At 70.5% G+C, this 13,626-nt stretch carries 13 protein-coding genes; 7 read left to right on the forward strand and 6 right to left on the reverse strand.

Translation table 11 applies throughout. The features are described 5' to 3' along the window. The first annotated feature begins 1 nt into the window (after position 1). The 4 genes from ACLQ2O_RS34040 to ACLQ2O_RS34055 are packed head-to-tail and all read left to right on the forward strand — an operon-like array spanning position 2 to position 4,653. Entirely contained in the window at positions 2-1,000 is a 999-nt protein-coding gene (locus tag ACLQ2O_RS34040; RefSeq protein ID WP_425840115.1) for an ABC transporter permease, read from the forward strand. Beyond that, on the forward strand, positions 993-1,997 hold the full coding sequence (locus tag ACLQ2O_RS34045; protein WP_425840118.1) for an ABC transporter ATP-binding protein: 1,005 nt from the start codon (positions 993-995) through the stop codon (positions 1,995-1,997). Before ACLQ2O_RS34040 ends, ACLQ2O_RS34045 begins: the two co-directional genes overlap by 8 nt. Beyond that, on the forward strand, positions 1,994-2,983 hold the full coding sequence (locus tag ACLQ2O_RS34050) for an ABC transporter ATP-binding protein (RefSeq protein ID WP_425840120.1): 990 nt from the start codon (positions 1,994-1,996) through the stop codon (positions 2,981-2,983). The genes ACLQ2O_RS34045 and ACLQ2O_RS34050 overlap by 4 nt, the downstream gene beginning before the upstream one ends. Continuing rightward, positions 2,980-4,653: an ABC transporter substrate-binding protein gene (locus tag ACLQ2O_RS34055; RefSeq protein ID WP_425840123.1), complete on the forward strand. Its 1,674-nt coding sequence runs from the start codon at positions 2,980-2,982 to the stop codon at positions 4,651-4,653. The genes ACLQ2O_RS34050 and ACLQ2O_RS34055 overlap by 4 nt, the downstream gene beginning before the upstream one ends. A gap of 18 nt (positions 4,654-4,671) precedes the next feature. Here ACLQ2O_RS34055 and ACLQ2O_RS34060 read toward each other — a convergent pair whose 3' ends face one another. Beyond that, positions 4,672-5,169, reverse strand: coding sequence for an HAD family acid phosphatase (locus ACLQ2O_RS34060; protein WP_425840126.1), 498 nt, complete (start codon positions 5,167-5,169; stop codon positions 4,672-4,674). Between the two features lie 15 nt (positions 5,170-5,184). Beyond that, positions 5,185-5,733: a GNAT family N-acetyltransferase gene (locus ACLQ2O_RS34065; RefSeq protein ID WP_425840129.1), complete on the reverse strand. Its 549-nt coding sequence runs from the start codon at positions 5,731-5,733 to the stop codon at positions 5,185-5,187. A gap of 196 nt (positions 5,734-5,929) precedes the next feature. Between ACLQ2O_RS34065 and ACLQ2O_RS34070 the strand changes: the two genes are divergently transcribed. After that, a complete protein-coding gene (locus tag ACLQ2O_RS34070; protein WP_425840132.1) occupies positions 5,930-7,054 on the forward strand; it encodes a metallophosphoesterase family protein in 1,125 nt (374 codons plus the stop codon). Next, positions 7,051-9,822, forward strand: a complete 2,772-nt coding sequence (locus ACLQ2O_RS34075; RefSeq protein WP_425840135.1) for an AAA family ATPase — start codon at positions 7,051-7,053, stop codon at positions 9,820-9,822. Before ACLQ2O_RS34070 ends, ACLQ2O_RS34075 begins: the two co-directional genes overlap by 4 nt. Before the next feature lie 96 nt (positions 9,823-9,918). Here ACLQ2O_RS34075 and ACLQ2O_RS34080 read toward each other — a convergent pair whose 3' ends face one another. The 4 genes from ACLQ2O_RS34080 to fdhD form a co-directional block, all read right to left on the reverse strand. Beyond that, the gene (locus ACLQ2O_RS34080) at positions 9,919-10,521 is read right to left on the reverse strand and encodes an alpha/beta fold hydrolase (protein WP_425840138.1); all 603 of its coding nucleotides are present in this window, start codon (positions 10,519-10,521) and stop codon (positions 9,919-9,921) included. A gap of 9 nt (positions 10,522-10,530) precedes the next feature. After that, the gene (locus ACLQ2O_RS34085) at positions 10,531-11,277 is read right to left on the reverse strand and encodes an anti-sigma factor (RefSeq protein ID WP_425840141.1); all 747 of its coding nucleotides are present in this window, start codon (positions 11,275-11,277) and stop codon (positions 10,531-10,533) included. A gap of 5 nt (positions 11,278-11,282) precedes the next feature. Further along, entirely contained in the window at positions 11,283-11,882 is a 600-nt protein-coding gene (locus tag ACLQ2O_RS34090) for a sigma-70 family RNA polymerase sigma factor (protein ID WP_425840144.1), read from the reverse strand. A gap of 71 nt (positions 11,883-11,953) precedes the next feature. Next, complete coding sequence (gene fdhD, locus ACLQ2O_RS34095) at positions 11,954-12,781, reverse strand: formate dehydrogenase accessory sulfurtransferase FdhD (RefSeq protein ID WP_425840147.1); 828 nt, start codon at positions 12,779-12,781, stop codon at positions 11,954-11,956. A gap of 130 nt (positions 12,782-12,911) precedes the next feature. Here fdhD and ACLQ2O_RS34100 point away from each other — a divergent pair, with 130 nt between their 5' ends. Beyond that, positions 12,912-13,553 carry a peptide deformylase gene (locus ACLQ2O_RS34100; RefSeq protein ID WP_425840150.1) on the forward strand — a complete coding sequence of 214 codons (642 nt, stop codon included), beginning with the start codon at positions 12,912-12,914 and terminating at the stop codon, positions 13,551-13,553. Positions 13,554-13,626: the final 73 nt, after the last annotated feature.

Genomic DNA, 13,626 nt, shown 5'->3' on the forward strand with positions numbered 1-13,626 from the left:
CGTGCCCGACCTGCTGTGGTTCGTGATTCGCCGCCTGCTGGCGACCGTGCTGGTCATGCTCGCGCTGAGCCTGGCTGTCTACCTGATCTTCTACGCGCTGCCCGCCGACCCGGCGCGCCTCGGCTGCGGCAAACCCTGTACGCCGGACCGCCTGGAGCAGGCGCGGCACTTCATGCAGCTGGACCAGAGCGTGCTCCAGCAGTACCTGAACTTCCTCAAGGGCATCGTCGCCGGCCGCAGCTTCGGTGAGGGCGCCGCGGCCGTGCAGTGCAACGCGCCCTGCTTCGGGTACTCGTTCCCGCTGGCCCGCCCGGTCACGACGCTGATCCTCAGCCGGCTGCCCGTCACCGCGTCGATCGCGCTCGGCGCCGCGGTGCTCTGGCTGGTCATCGGTGTCTCGCTCGGTGTCGGCGCGGCGCTCAAGCGCGGCAAGCTGCTCGACCGCGCGGCCGTCGGGTTCGCCCTGCTGGGTGTGGCCTCGCCGTCATTCCTGGTCGGGCTGCTGGCGATCCTGGTCTTCGGTTTCTGGCTGAACATGGTGCCGGTGAACGGCTACGTGCCCTTCACCGAGAGCCCGGTCGACTGGGCCTGGCACCTGATCACGCCGTGGCTGGTGCTCGCGGCGCTGAACGCGGCGTCGTACATCCGGCTGACCAGGGCGCAGATGCTCGAGGAGCTCAACCTCGACCACATCACCACCGCCCGGGCGAAGGGCGCGGGCGAGGGGCGGGTCGTCGTACTGCACGGGCTGCGCGGTGTGCTGGTGCCGATCGTGACGATCTTCGGGCTCGATCTCGGCAGCCTGCTCGGCGGCGCGATCCTGACCGAGAAGGTGTTCAGCATGCAGGGGCTCGGTGAGCTGCTGATCAGTGGCGTCGGGCAGCTCGACGTCGCGGTGGTGGTCGGGGTGACGCTGTTCTCGGCGTTCCTGGTGATCCTCGCCAACCTCGTGGTGGACGTGCTGCACGGAGTTCTCGACCCGAGGGTTGGCCATGCCTGAGCTGAAGCCTGTACTGGAAGTCCACGACCTGCACGTGACGTTCACCACCGAGGGCGGCCCGGTGCCGGCCGTCGCCGGGATCGACTTCGCCGTCGCGCCCGGCCAGACGCTCGCGATCGTCGGCGAGTCCGGCTCCGGCAAGAGCGTCAGCTCGGCCGCGGTGATGGGCCTGCTGCCGTCGAACGCCGAGGTCAAGGGCGAGGTGCTGCTCGGGGGCCGCGAGCTGATCGGGCTGCCGAAGGACGAGCTGCGCAAGATCCGCGGCAACGACATCGCGCTGGTCTTCCAGGACGCGCTGTCCGCGCTCAACCCGTACTACAGCGTCGGCTGGCAGATCGCCGAGGCGTACCGCCTGCACCACGACGCCTCGAAGAAGGAGGCGTGGAAGCGGGCGGTCCGGATGCTCGACCTGGTCGGCATCCCGTCGGCCGAGCAGCGCGCCCGCGCCTACCCGCACGAGTTCTCCGGGGGAATGCGGCAGCGGGTCGTGATCGCTATGGCTTTGGTGAACGACCCGAAGGTGCTGATCGCGGACGAGCCGACGACCGCGCTCGACGTCACCGTCCAGGCGCAGATCCTGCGGCTGCTGGAGGAAGTGCAGCGCGAGTTCGACACCGCGCTGGTGCTGATCTCGCACGATCTCGGCGTGGTCGCGGAGGTCGCCGACGACCTTCTCGTGATGTACGCCGGGCGCGCGGCCGAGCGGGGGACCGTCCGGGACCTGTTCTTCCGGGCGGCGCATCCGTACAGCCTCGGGCTGCTCGGCGCGATGCCGCGGGTCGACGTACCGCCGAAGCACCGGCTGACGACGATCCCGGGCAGTCCGCCGTCGCCGGGGTCGATCAAGACCGGGTGCCCGTTCCAGCCGCGGTGCGCGTACGCCGCGCAGGTGGGGGAGCGGTGCGTGACCGAGCGTCCTGAGCTGACGCCGCGTCCGGGCGAGGGCGATCACGAGGCGGCCTGCCATCTCGGGCGCCGGCCGGAGGTGCAGCTGTGAGTGAAGAACTGCTGCGACTGGATGGTGTGAAGAAGTACTTCGGTACGCGCGGTATGCCCTTCCGGAAGGCTGGGGCGGTCCGCGCGGTGGATGGGATCGACTTCGTCGTGCGCAAGGGTGAGACCGTCGGGCTGGTCGGGGAGTCGGGGTCGGGCAAGTCGACGCTGGCGCGGCTCGCGATGCGGCTGCTCGACCCGACCGAGGGCCGGGTCAGCATCGGCGGCCAGGACGTCACCAAGCTGCGCGGCCGTCGGCTTCGGCCGGTACGGCGCAAGATCCAGATGGTGTTCCAGGATCCGCAGGCGTCGCTCAACCCGCGGCAGTCCGTCGGCACGATCCTGACCACACCGTTCCGCGCGCAAGGGATCAAGCCGACCCGCGCGCAGCTGATCGAGCTGCTGCAGCAGGTCGGCCTGTCCGAGGAGCACCTCGAGCGGTATCCGCACGAGTTCTCCGGCGGGCAGCGTCAGCGGATCGGCATCGCCCGCGCGCTCGCCGTGAAGCCCGACCTGCTGGTCTGCGACGAACCGGTCTCCGCGCTCGACGTGTCGGTCCAGGCCCAGGTGCTCAACCTGCTCGCGGACCTGCGCGACGAGCTCGGCCTGTCGTACGTGCTGGTCGCGCACGACCTGGCCGTCGTACGGCAGGTGGCTGATCGGCTCGCGGTGATGTACCTCGGCACGATCGTCGAGGAGGGGCCGGCCGCCGACGTCTACGCGAACCCAGCCCATCCGTACACGCGCGCGCTGCTGTCCGCCGTACCGGTGCCTGAGCCCGGCGCCGTGCGGGAGCGGATCGCGCTGACCGGCGACGTCCCCACGCCGATCGACCCGCCGTCGGGCTGTCCGTTCCGGACCCGCTGCTACAAGGCCCAGGACGTCTGCGCGACGGTCCGGCCCACCCTGGAGGAGGTCAGCGGCGAGCACCGCGTCGCCTGCTACTTCCCCGAAACCTCTGAACCCCCCACGTCTGAGAGGACACCATGAAGAGCATCACCCGGGCGGTCGCTGTCGCAGGGGCGCTGGCCCTCGCGCTGGCCGCCTGCAACGCCAACGACAAGTCCGCGCCCGGTGCGGGCGGCAGCGACGCGGCCGCCGAGAAGGGCGGCACGTTGCACTACCTGAGCACCGCCAAGGAGGTCAGCTACGACCCGGCCAAGAGCCAGAACCTCGGGATCAGCGGCATCCACCTGGTGCTGCGCGGCCTGACCGCGTGGAAGACCACCGAGGGCAAGGGCGCCGAGATCGTGCCGGACCTGGCCACCGACACCGGGCAGGTCTCCGACGGCGGCAAGACCTGGACGTACAAGCTGAAGCCGGGCCTGAAGTACGCCGACGGTTCGCCGATCGTTGCCGCCGACATCAAGTACGGCGTCGAGCGGTCGTTCGCGCCGGAGCTGTCCGGTGGTCTGACCTACCACAAGCCGCTGCTGGCCGGTGCCGAGAAGTACGCCGGTCCGTACAAGGGCCAGGAGCTCGCGTCGATCGAGACGCCGGACGAGACCACGATCGTGTTCAAGCTGGGCAAGGCGTACGGCGACTGGCCGTGGATCGTCAGCATGCCGGCCTTCTCGCCGGTGCCGAAGAAGGCCGACACCGACCCGGCCCACTACGGTGAGGACCCTGTTGCCAGCGGCCCCTACCAGATCAAGTCGTACGCGCCGGGCTCCAAGCTGGAGCTGGAGCGCAACCCGAACTGGGACCAGGCCGGCGACCCGGCGCGGACCGGCCTGCCGGACTCGATCGTCACCGACATGGGGCTGCAGCCCGACGTGATCAACCAGCGGCTGATCGCCGACGCCGGTGACGACAAGTTCGCCGCCACCACCGGTACGTCGGTGCCGGCCGCTTTGATCCCGACCGTGACCGGCAACCCCGCGGTCAAGGCCCGGGTGGCGACCTCCCCGTCCGGCGCGCTGCAGTACCTGGCGATGAACAACAAGCGCCCGGCGCTGGCCAACCCGGAGGTCCGCAAGGCGATCCAGTTCGCCGTCGACAAGCAGGCCGTCCAGGTCGCCGAGGGCGGTCCGGAGTTCGGTGGTGAGATCGCGACCACGCTGATCACGCCGGGCATCGACGGCTACACCAAGTTCGACCTGTACCAGGCGCCGCCGCAGGGCGACCCGGAGAAGGCCAAGTCGATGCTGGCCGCGGCCGGGGCCACGAACCTGAACCTGGTGCTGGCCGCCGACAACCAGAAGCTCGGCGTCGCCCAGGCGATCCAGCAGGGCCTGAAGCGGGCCGGGATCACGGTCACCATCAAGCCGTACGAGGCCGAGGCGCTGACCGAGGTCCAGACCAACGCCAAGGGCGACTACGACCTGACCGTCAGCAGCTGGCTGCCGGACTTCCCGAGCGCGATCGGCAACATCCAGCCGCTGTTCTCCACGTCGGAGATCGGCAACGGCGGGTACAACCTGTCCCGCTACTCCAACCCGGCCGTCGACACGGCGATCGCCGCCGCGACCGGTGAGCCGGACCGCGCCAAGGCCGCGACCCAGTGGGCCGCGCTGGACCAGCAGATCCTCGGCGACGCGCCACTGGTTCCGCTGCTGTACGCGACCAACGCGTTCCTGCACGGCTCGAAGGTGCAGAACTTCTACCTGGGCGCCTACCCGCCGTACCCGAACACGCTGATCGTCGGCCTGAGCAAGTAAGCACTGAGCAAGTAGCTCCTAGGTCCGGCCTTCTTTTTCCTGCGCCTCGAAGAGGGTCGGCTGGGTCTCGGCATCGAGTCCCCAGTCGGCCCTCAGCACGGTGTAGCCGGCCTTCTCGGCAGCGGCGCAGACCTTGACGTCGTCGTCGACCAGGATCGCCACCGGGCGCTCGGCCTTGAGCTGGTCGAGCCGGTAGAGCTTCATCGTCGCCGACGGGCGGCGGTCGTTGTTGCGGCGCATGAACAGCTGCCCCTCGGGAAAGCCGTTGTCCTTCAGCCACTTCACCGTGTCCCGCCGCAGCCGCTCGGGCCGGCCGGTCAGGTAGACGACCTCGTGCCCCTCGGCCAGCTGCGTCGCGACCGCCAGCCCCTCGTCGAGCACCGCGTCGTCCTTCGCGCCGGCGAAGAACGAGTCCCAGTCCTTCGGCTTGCGGTCCAGGAAGTGCACACGCTTGCTGGTGTCGGACAGCGTCGCGTCGATGTCCAGCACGGCGTACGGCGGCTTGTCGTCAGGCACGAACCCCAGTGTCCCCTACGCGCCGGCCGACCAGGTCTCCCGGTCGACGGCGTACTCGACCTCGCCGTGCTCGGTCCCCGGCAGCGGATCCTCGAAGGCCACGTGGAAGACCCGGACGAACCGCAGCCCCGACTTCACCATCACCCGCCGGGACTTGGTGTTGACCGCCATCGTGTCGGCGACCACCCGCTCCGCACCGTCGGCGAACGCCTTCGCGATCAGCGCGCGGGTCCCTTCGGTCGCGTAGCCCTGTCCCCAGACGTCCCGCCGCAGCCGGTAGCCGACGCCGACGGTGCCCGCGGTGGAGGTCGGCTGCAGCCCGAACCACCCGACGAACTCACCGGTCACCTTCTCGTGCGCCGCGAACGTCCCCAGCCCCGAGTGCCGCGCGTAGACGTCGAGCATCCCCGGCAGCACCTTGTTCTCGATCTCGTCCCGCGGCGTCACCTGCCCACTCAGGAACCGCATCACCTCGAGATCGGAGTCCAACTCGACCAGCAGCTCCACGTCCCCGGTCGTGAACCGTCGCAGCACCAGTCGCTCGGTCTCCAGGTACGTCTCCATGCGGCCGATCCTGGGTGATGGACGGGTGGCACGGCAACGGGGTTTCGTGCCGATGCCGGCGTACAGGACCAGACCAAAACGAGTAGTTGCCGGGTCAGGCAGATTCCGAATGGGTGTTCGGATGCCGGGCGGTCGAGGGGTTGTGGGTGTGTTGGGTTGGGCGCTGGTCGGTGGGTCGGGTTAGCGTTCTCGCGCGATGGACGAATCGATCACGTTTCTGCACAGTTCGGACTGGCAGCTGGGGATGATGCGCCGGTTCCTGGGGCCGGACGGTCAGGCCCGGTGGGGTCAGGCGCGGCTGGACGCTGTCGCGCGGATCGGTGAGGTCGCGGAACGCACCGGCGCGCGGTTCCTGGTGGTCACCGGGGACGTGTTCGAGCACAACCAGGTCGAGCGGCAGACGATCCTGCGCGCGTGCGAGGCGCTGAAGCGGATCCCGGTGCCCGTCGTGCTGCTCCCGGGCAACCACGACGCGCTCGAGCCGGGCTCGCTGTGGACGTCGGCCCAGTGGGCCGCACACAAGCCGGACCATGTCACCGTCGTTGTCGACGAGTCGCCGTACGAGGTGGTACCGGGCGTCGAGATCGTCGGAGCGCCCTGGCGTTCGCGCCGGCCGGTGTCCGACCCGGCGGCTCCCGGGTACGCCGGGCTGAAGCCCTCCAAGAACCGGCGGATCCTGCTCGCGCACGGGCAGCTGACCAGCCTGAGCGGCGGCATGTCCGACGTACCGACCATCGACCAGGCGGCGCTCGAGGCCGCGGTCGAGGACGGCCGGCTGCAGTACGTCGGACTCGGCGACCGGCACTCGATGACCGAGGTGACCGAGCGGATCTGGTTCTCCGGGACGCAGGAGGTCACCGCGCCGGAGGAGACGCACCCCGGCAACGTGCTGGCCGTGACGCTCGCCGGGGACGGCATCACCGTCGAGCCGCAGCGGGTCGGTGCGTGGCACATGGTCGAGCACCACGCCGAGCTGGACGGCGAGGAGTCGCTGAAGGCGCTGGAGGACTGGTTCGCCGAGCTGCCGGACAAGGAGCGGACGTACGTCCGGCTGGCCGCGGACGGCTCGCTGCCGTTGCCGCTGATGAGTCGGCTGGACGCGACGATCGACGCGCTGGGCGAGGTGTTCGCCAGCGTCGAGAAGTGGCCGAAGTTCTGGACTGTCCGGCCGGCACCCGAGGCCGCCGACCTGGATGCGTTGCAGCTGAGCGGTCCGGCCCGGGCCGCGATGGAAGAGCTGCGGCAGGCGCTGGCCGGTGGGGACGAGTCGGCCGGTGCGGCGCTGACCTTGATGCACAGACTGGCCAGGGACGCCGGATGAGATTGCACAGCCTGACGCTGCGGAACTTCCGTGGCGTCGCGGAGCGCACCGTTCAGCTGCCCGCGATCGGCACCACCGTCGTGGTCGGCGACAACGAGGTCGGCAAGTCCAGCCTGGTCGAGGCGTTCGCGCTGGTCTTCGACTTCCCCGACGACTCCAAGTCCAAGCGGATCGCCGACGTCCAGCCGGTCGGCCACGACGTCGCGCCCGAGGTGACCGTCGAGCTGACGCTGGGCGGCCGCGAGCTGACCTACACCAAGCGCTGGCTGAAGAACCGGTCCACCGAGCTGTCGGTGATCACGCCGGACGGCCGCCGCCAGACGTTCACCGGTCGCGAGGCGCACAACGAGGCCGAGCGGCTCTTCAACGAGAACGTCGACCCGGTGCTCTGGCAGACGCTCATGGTCAGCCAGGGACAGTCGCTGATCCTCCCGACCCCGGCGGACGCCGAGCCGCTGATCACCGCGGTCACGGCCGAGTCCGGTACGCCGGTCGACGGCGCGTCGATGCCGCTGGTCTCCGCGGTCGAGCACGAGTTCCTTCGGTACTGGACCCCGCGCGGCCGTCCGACCGGTGACTTCGCCAAGTCGGCCCAGGCGGTGACCGCGGCCGAGCTGCGGTCCGCGCAGGCCGCGAAGGCGATGGAGGAGGTCGTCGCCGACATCCGCCGCGCCGAGCGGCTGGCTCTCGATCTCGAGGACCTCACCACCCGGCTGGCCGAGCACCTCAAGTCGGTCGAGGAGCTGCGGGTCCGCAAGAAGGAGACCGACGAGATCCTGCTGCGGCGGGACTCGGTGCGCGCCCGGGCCGAGACGGCGCGGGCCCGGCTGGAGAACCACACGCGGACCCGGCTGGAGCGCGAGCGGCTGCTGTCCGAGGTCGAGCGGTTCACGCTGGCCGCCGGTGAGCTGGCTGAGCTGCGGGCCGAGGCGGACAAGGTCGCGAAGGCGTCCACCGACACGCTGCATGCCGCGGAGGCCGCGCTGGCCGAGGTGGTCGAGCTCAAGGACGACCGGCGCGGCGACGTACAGCATGCCGAGCAGCGGGTGTCCGAGCTGATGGACCGCGCCGAGCTGGACCGGCTGACCGGGCAGCAGACCGAGCTGGCCGACGTGCGGACGCGGATCGCCGCGGCGTCGCGGGTGCTCGACGGGATCAAGGTGACCGACGCGCTGGTCGCTGAGCTGGAGGACGCGCGGGCGAAGGTCGTCGAGGCGCGGGCGGCGCTGGCGGCCGGCGTACCGGATGTGCTCGTACGACGGCTCGGTGCTGCGGAGGTCTCGCTGGAAGGGACCGGGCTGGATGCTCACGGCGCTGACGTGCCGCGGCAACTGGCCGAAGGCGCTGAGCTGTCGATGCTGGTGTCCGGCGAGCTGCACATCGGCGTACCGGAGCAGCTGGAGGTGACCGTCCGCGCCGGTGGCGACGCGGCCTCGCTGCGGTCACTCGTCGACGAGGCCGTACGACGTGAGACGGATCTGCTGAAGCGGGCCAAGGTCCGTGACCTGCCCGCGGCGCGGGAGCTGCTGCGGAAGAGCGACACGGCGTCGGCGGAGCTGCAGGAGGCCCGGCGGACCGAGCGATCGCTGACGGCCGGCGGTGACCCGGGGGAGCGGATCGCCTTGCTGGCGGCGCGGTTGGGGGTGTTCGGCGACGAGCCTGCCGAGGAGGAGGCGCCGAAGGGCAAGCAGCAGCCCGCGGTGGAGAACGTGCCGGGGCAGATGTCGCTGTTCGAGGAGTTCGCCGAGGACGCCTTCGACTTCGAGGACATGGTGATGCCGGAGCCGCTGGCGCCGGACGACCTGTCGGGGGCGCAGCGGGCGCTGGAGGACGCGCGGGCCGAGCTGGCGACGGCGGAGCGGTTGCTGGCCGACGCGGAGTTCGCGGCGGCGCAGGCGCGCAAGGCGGCCGACGAGGACCGCTCCGAGGCGCAGCAGGCGCGGGCCCGGGCGGAGCTGGCGGCGGAGCGCGTTGCCGCGGCGACGGCTGAGCTGGAGTCGGCTCGGGCGGTGCTGGCCGACGAGGACGTCGATGCGTCGGAGGAGAAGGCCACCGGTGAGGTGGAGGCCGTGCTGGACGAGCTGACCGCCGTACAGGAGCAGGTGGACGCTGCTGGTGCGGACCGCGTCGAGGGCGAGCTGGCTGATGCGCTGGCGGTCGCTGGGCGCTTGCAGGGTGAGCGGGACACGCTCCGCGATTCACTCCGTACGACGGAAGGCCGGCTGGAGCAGTCGGGCCGGGACGGGCTGGCGACCCGGCAGGACACGGCGGAGCTGGAGCTGTCCGCCGTACGGGCCGAGCACGAGAACCTGCAGCGCCGGGCCGAGGCCGCACGGCGGGTGCACGAGACGCTGGGACGGCACCGGGCTGCGGCGCAGACGAAGTACTCGGAGCCCTTGCAAACCAGGATCGAGGCCCTCGGCCGCAGCGTCTACGGCCCGACCTTCCGGGTCTGGCTCGACGACGACCTGGCCGTCGCCGAACGCGAGCTCGACGGCAACCGCCTGCGCATCGAGTCCCTGTCGACCGGCGCCCAGGAGCAGCTGGCGATCATCACCCGCCTGGCGATCAGCCACCTGGTCAGCACCACCGAGAACAGCGTCCCCGTCATCTTCGACGACGCCCTCGGCTGGTCCGACAAGGCCCGCCTGCGCGACATGGGCACCCTGCTCGGCCGCGCCGGCGACCACGGCCAGGTCATCATCCTGACCTGCATGCCCGACCGCTACGAGTACGTCCCCAAGGCAACCTTCATCAAGCTGCAGTGAGCCAGTCATCCAGGACTCGAATGAACTCGGGCACCCGGCCGTACCAGACGCAGTGCCCGGCGCCAGGCACCGACTGCACCTCGAACCCGAGCACCCTCAGCTCAGCAGCTCGCGCGACTGACACATAGCGGTGGGCTCCGGGCAGACCAGCAACGAGGGCACAACAGTCTGCGGTGCGGGGAACGGGCCTGCGGCGTACGTGAGGTTGACCGCCACCGCCGTACCGACGTCGAACCGCCGGGCTGCGTCCGCCTCGACGATGCGGTCCTGCTCCGACCACTCGGGCCTCGTGTGCCGAAGGGAGTCCGCCGTGCGGCCTGCCTTCGCTGCTTCCAGGTCCTGGCGAAGCTGCACCGGGTCAGGCGGCTGTGAGTCCGAGGTGAAGGGGATGTCCACGTAGACCACCTTGGCCGGTCTGAACGTGGGAAGAGCAGCGGCGAGGACAGCCCCGCCGAAGGAGTGTCCGATCGCCAGGTCGGGTTGGCTGCCCATGGTCTCGGTCACTGAGTCGACTACCGACCGGAAGCTGGTGGCTGATGGAGAGTCGCCGTGACCGGGGAGGTCGACGGCGACAGCTCGATAGCCGCGGGTGGCGAGCGCTGGACCGAGCTGCCAGTACTGGGCGGCTGATCCGAGCATGCCGTGGAGGAGCAGGGCTACGCGATCGCCTGCTCCCCACGTGGTTGTTGCCAGACGCACAGGTCCACGCTAGGCCATCTGGACCATGGCGATGATGGGCTCGGTGGGGGTGACGGCGCCGGGGGCGTTCTCGACGGTGATGCCGAGGGCGGTCTTGTCCTTGATGCCGCCGGTGATCAGCCTGGTCGCTTCGGGGGTGGCCAGGCCGGCCGAGTGCGGGGTGAGGGACTTGTCCATCAGCCAGAGCTGGTAGGTCTTGCCGTCGGGGAGCTTGGACAGGCCTCGCAGGAGCACGATGGCTCGGTCCTGGCCTGCTGACATGACCACGGCCGCGTTGCCGCCGCCGGTGACCTGCGCGCGGGCGGTCCGGGCGTCGGGCTGGGCGAGCAGGCCCGCGAGGTCCTGGTTCTGCTGCTCGGCGCTCTGGCTGTCGCGGTACTGGTCGATGGCGATCCCGCCGGTGGCTGCGACCGCGAGAGCGGCTGCGGCCAGGGCGAGCATCGAGCGGCTCCTACGGCGAGGCTTGCGATGCGTGCCGGCAGCGACCGGCGCGGCCTCGAGGGTTTCGGTGTCGCGGACGATCGGCGGCAGTTGCCGTGTCGCGGCGATCTCCGACAGCACGCGCGCCTTCAGCGCGGCCGGCGGCGGCGTCGCGACCGCCGTACCGAGCTTGTTGGCCGCTTCGCGCAGCTCCGCGACCTCGGACCGGCACGACGAGCAGTCGGCGAGGTGATCCTCGAATCCGATCCGCTCGTCCTCGGGCAAAGCGTTCAGTACGTAGGGACCGGTCAGCATGTGCGCGTCCGGTGTCGTCATGGCCCTCACCTCCCCGTCACACCCAGGCAGTCGCGCAGCCGGATCAGGCCGTCGCGCATCCGCGCTTTGATCGTCGCCAGCTTCGCGTCCAGCAGTTCGGCCACCTCGCGGTAGGAGTAGCCGCCGTAGTAGGCCAGCGTCACCGACTCGCGTTGCAGCTCGGTCAGGGCCGACAGGCAGTGGCGGACCTGCTCGACCTCCAGGTTCGTGGTGACCGCTTCGGCCACCTCGTCGTACGCCGTGGTGCTGCTGGCCGCCGCGACCGCCTGCTCCCGGTCGGTGGCCGACTGCTCGGACCGGACCCGGTCGATCGCGCGCCGGTGCGCCATCGTCAGGATCCAGGACGTCGGGGAGCCGCGGTCGGCGTCGTACCGGGTGGCGGTCCGCCAGACCTCGACCATCACCTCCTGGGTGACCTCCTCGGACTGGGCCGGGTTGCGCAGCACGCGCCGGATCAGCCCGAACACCCGCGGCACCATCTGGTCGTACAGGACCGAGAACGCGTCGGTGTCACCGCGCGCCACCCGAGCCATCAGCTCGGCAGGCGTCGTACCGCCGGTACCGGTCACCACCGGCCACGGGAGGGCTGTCGACTCCTCGCTCACGGGCATCCTCTTCGCTCGTCGCAATCGCGGTCGGATGAGCTTCGGAGCAGACACCCTGGCGGATGGGTCTGCTACCTGAGTATGCGTTCGGGTGCGCTGTAGATCACACAGCGCTCGCCGCGGGTGAAGCCGGCCAGCGTGATGCCGAACCTGCGCGCGAGATCGACAGCGAGGCTGGACGGCGCGCCGACCGCGACGATCATGCCGATCCCGGCGGCGACCGACTTCTGGACCAGCTCGTACCCGGCGCGGCCGCTGAGCGCGAGCACGAGACCCTCGCGGCTGTGCTGGTTGAGCACGGTCCAGCCGACCACCTTGTCGACGGCGTTGTGCCGGCCGACGTCCTCCTTGACGACCACCTTGCGGCCGTCGGCGGTGAACAGCCCGGCCGCGTGCAGCCCGCCGGTCCGGCCGAACGTGGGCTGGGCGTCGCGCAGCAGGTCGGGCAGCCGCAGTACGAGGTCGAGCGGCGCCTCGACCGGGTCGACGGGGTCGTAGGAACGCTCGGCCAGCTCGTCGAGGCTCTGCTGGCCGCAGACGCCGCACGCGGCCGAGGTCACGCCGTACCGCTGCGGAGGTTCGCGGTCCGGCGGGCCGTCGAAGGTGACCGTCACGGTGTTGAACTGCTGCTCGCGGGTCAGCACGGCGTCGGTGCAGTAGGCGACGGTACGGATCGCGTCCGGCCGGACGGCGAAGCCCTCGGCCAGGCAGAACCCGGCCGCGAGCTCGAAGTCGGAGCCCGGCGTCCGCATCGTGATGACGAGCGGTTCGGGCGGTCGGCCGGGCCACTCCAGCCGCAGCTCGAGCGGCTCCTCGGTGACGACGACGTCCTCGCGCCGGGACGTCTTCGCGCCGTCCTGCACCTCGACCTTGTAGCGCGTCACGGGCCCTTTGCTCATGTATACGATCTTAAGCTGCTGGGGTGAAACCGACCGATCGGAGTGAACCGTGCGGGTGTCCCGTCGAGTCCTGCTCACGAGCTCGCTGGTCGCACCGTTGACCGCCCACGCGACCACCTCTCGAGGAGCCATGAGCACAACGAGCACCGTGAAGGACCGCGTCGAGGCGCTGGTCGAGCTGTACCGGGACGACGTCGCGCCGATCGTGGCGCTCGGCGACCCGGTGCTGCGCCGCAAGGCCGACCCGTACGACGGCCAGCTGGACGGCGACCTGCTGACCGAGTTCGTCGAGCTGCTCAGGCGGACGATGCTGGCCGCGCCCGGGGTCGGGCTGGCCGCGCCGCAGGTCGGGGTGCCGCTGCGGATGGCTGTGATGGAGGACCCGGCGACCGTGGACGAGGAGGTCGCCGAGGCGCGGGAGCGGTACCCGCTCGAGTTCTTCGCGGCGCTCAACCCGTCGTACGAGGCGGTCGGCCGGACGCGGCGGGGGTTCTACGAAGGGTGCCTGAGCATGCCCGGGTACACCGGCGTGGTGAACCGGGCGCTGAAGGTCGACGCGGTCTACACCGACCTGACCGGCGAGCGGCGGAAGCGGGCGCTGTCCGGGTGGCAGGCCCGGATCTTCCAGCACGAGACCGATCACCTGAGCGGGGTCGTGTACGTCGACAAGCTGGAGCCGCGGTCGCTGGCGACCTCGGTCAACTACACCAACCGGTGGGCCGATCCCGTTCCCACCAAGGCCGCTCGCGAACTGGGCTTCCACCTCGACTAGGGCGTGTCTGCTAATTGTGGATGCGGTGGTGGGTGATCATGGCGGCGAGGAGTACTCCGCCGAGGTAGGTCAG

The sequence above is a fragment of the Kribbella sp. DT2 genome (assembly GCF_049844575.1).
Classification (GTDB): Bacteria; Actinomycetota; Actinomycetes; order Propionibacteriales; family Kribbellaceae; genus Kribbella.

Excerpts from the sequence above, each read along its gene's own strand:
- ACLQ2O_RS34055 (WP_425840123.1), top strand. The coding sequence starts at position 2,980 with ATGAAGAGCATCACCCGGGCGGTCGCTGTCGCAGGGGCGCTGGCCCTC.
- ACLQ2O_RS34100 (WP_425840150.1), top strand. The coding sequence starts at position 12,912 with ATGAGCACAACGAGCACCGTGAAGGACCGCGTCGAGGCGCTGGTCGAG.
- ACLQ2O_RS34070 (WP_425840132.1), top strand. The coding sequence starts at position 5,930 with ATGGACGAATCGATCACGTTTCTGCACAGTTCGGACTGGCAGCTGGGG.
- ACLQ2O_RS34075 (WP_425840135.1), top strand. The coding sequence starts at position 7,051 with ATGAGATTGCACAGCCTGACGCTGCGGAACTTCCGTGGCGTCGCGGAG.
- ACLQ2O_RS34045 (WP_425840118.1), top strand. The coding sequence starts at position 993 with ATGCCTGAGCTGAAGCCTGTACTGGAAGTCCACGACCTGCACGTGACG.
- ACLQ2O_RS34085 (WP_425840141.1), bottom strand. The coding sequence starts at position 11,277 with ATGACGACACCGGACGCGCACATGCTGACCGGTCCCTACGTACTGAAC.
- ACLQ2O_RS34065 (WP_425840129.1), bottom strand. The coding sequence starts at position 5,733 with ATGGAGACGTACCTGGAGACCGAGCGACTGGTGCTGCGACGGTTCACG.
- fdhD (WP_425840147.1), bottom strand. The coding sequence starts at position 12,781 with ATGAGCAAAGGGCCCGTGACGCGCTACAAGGTCGAGGTGCAGGACGGC.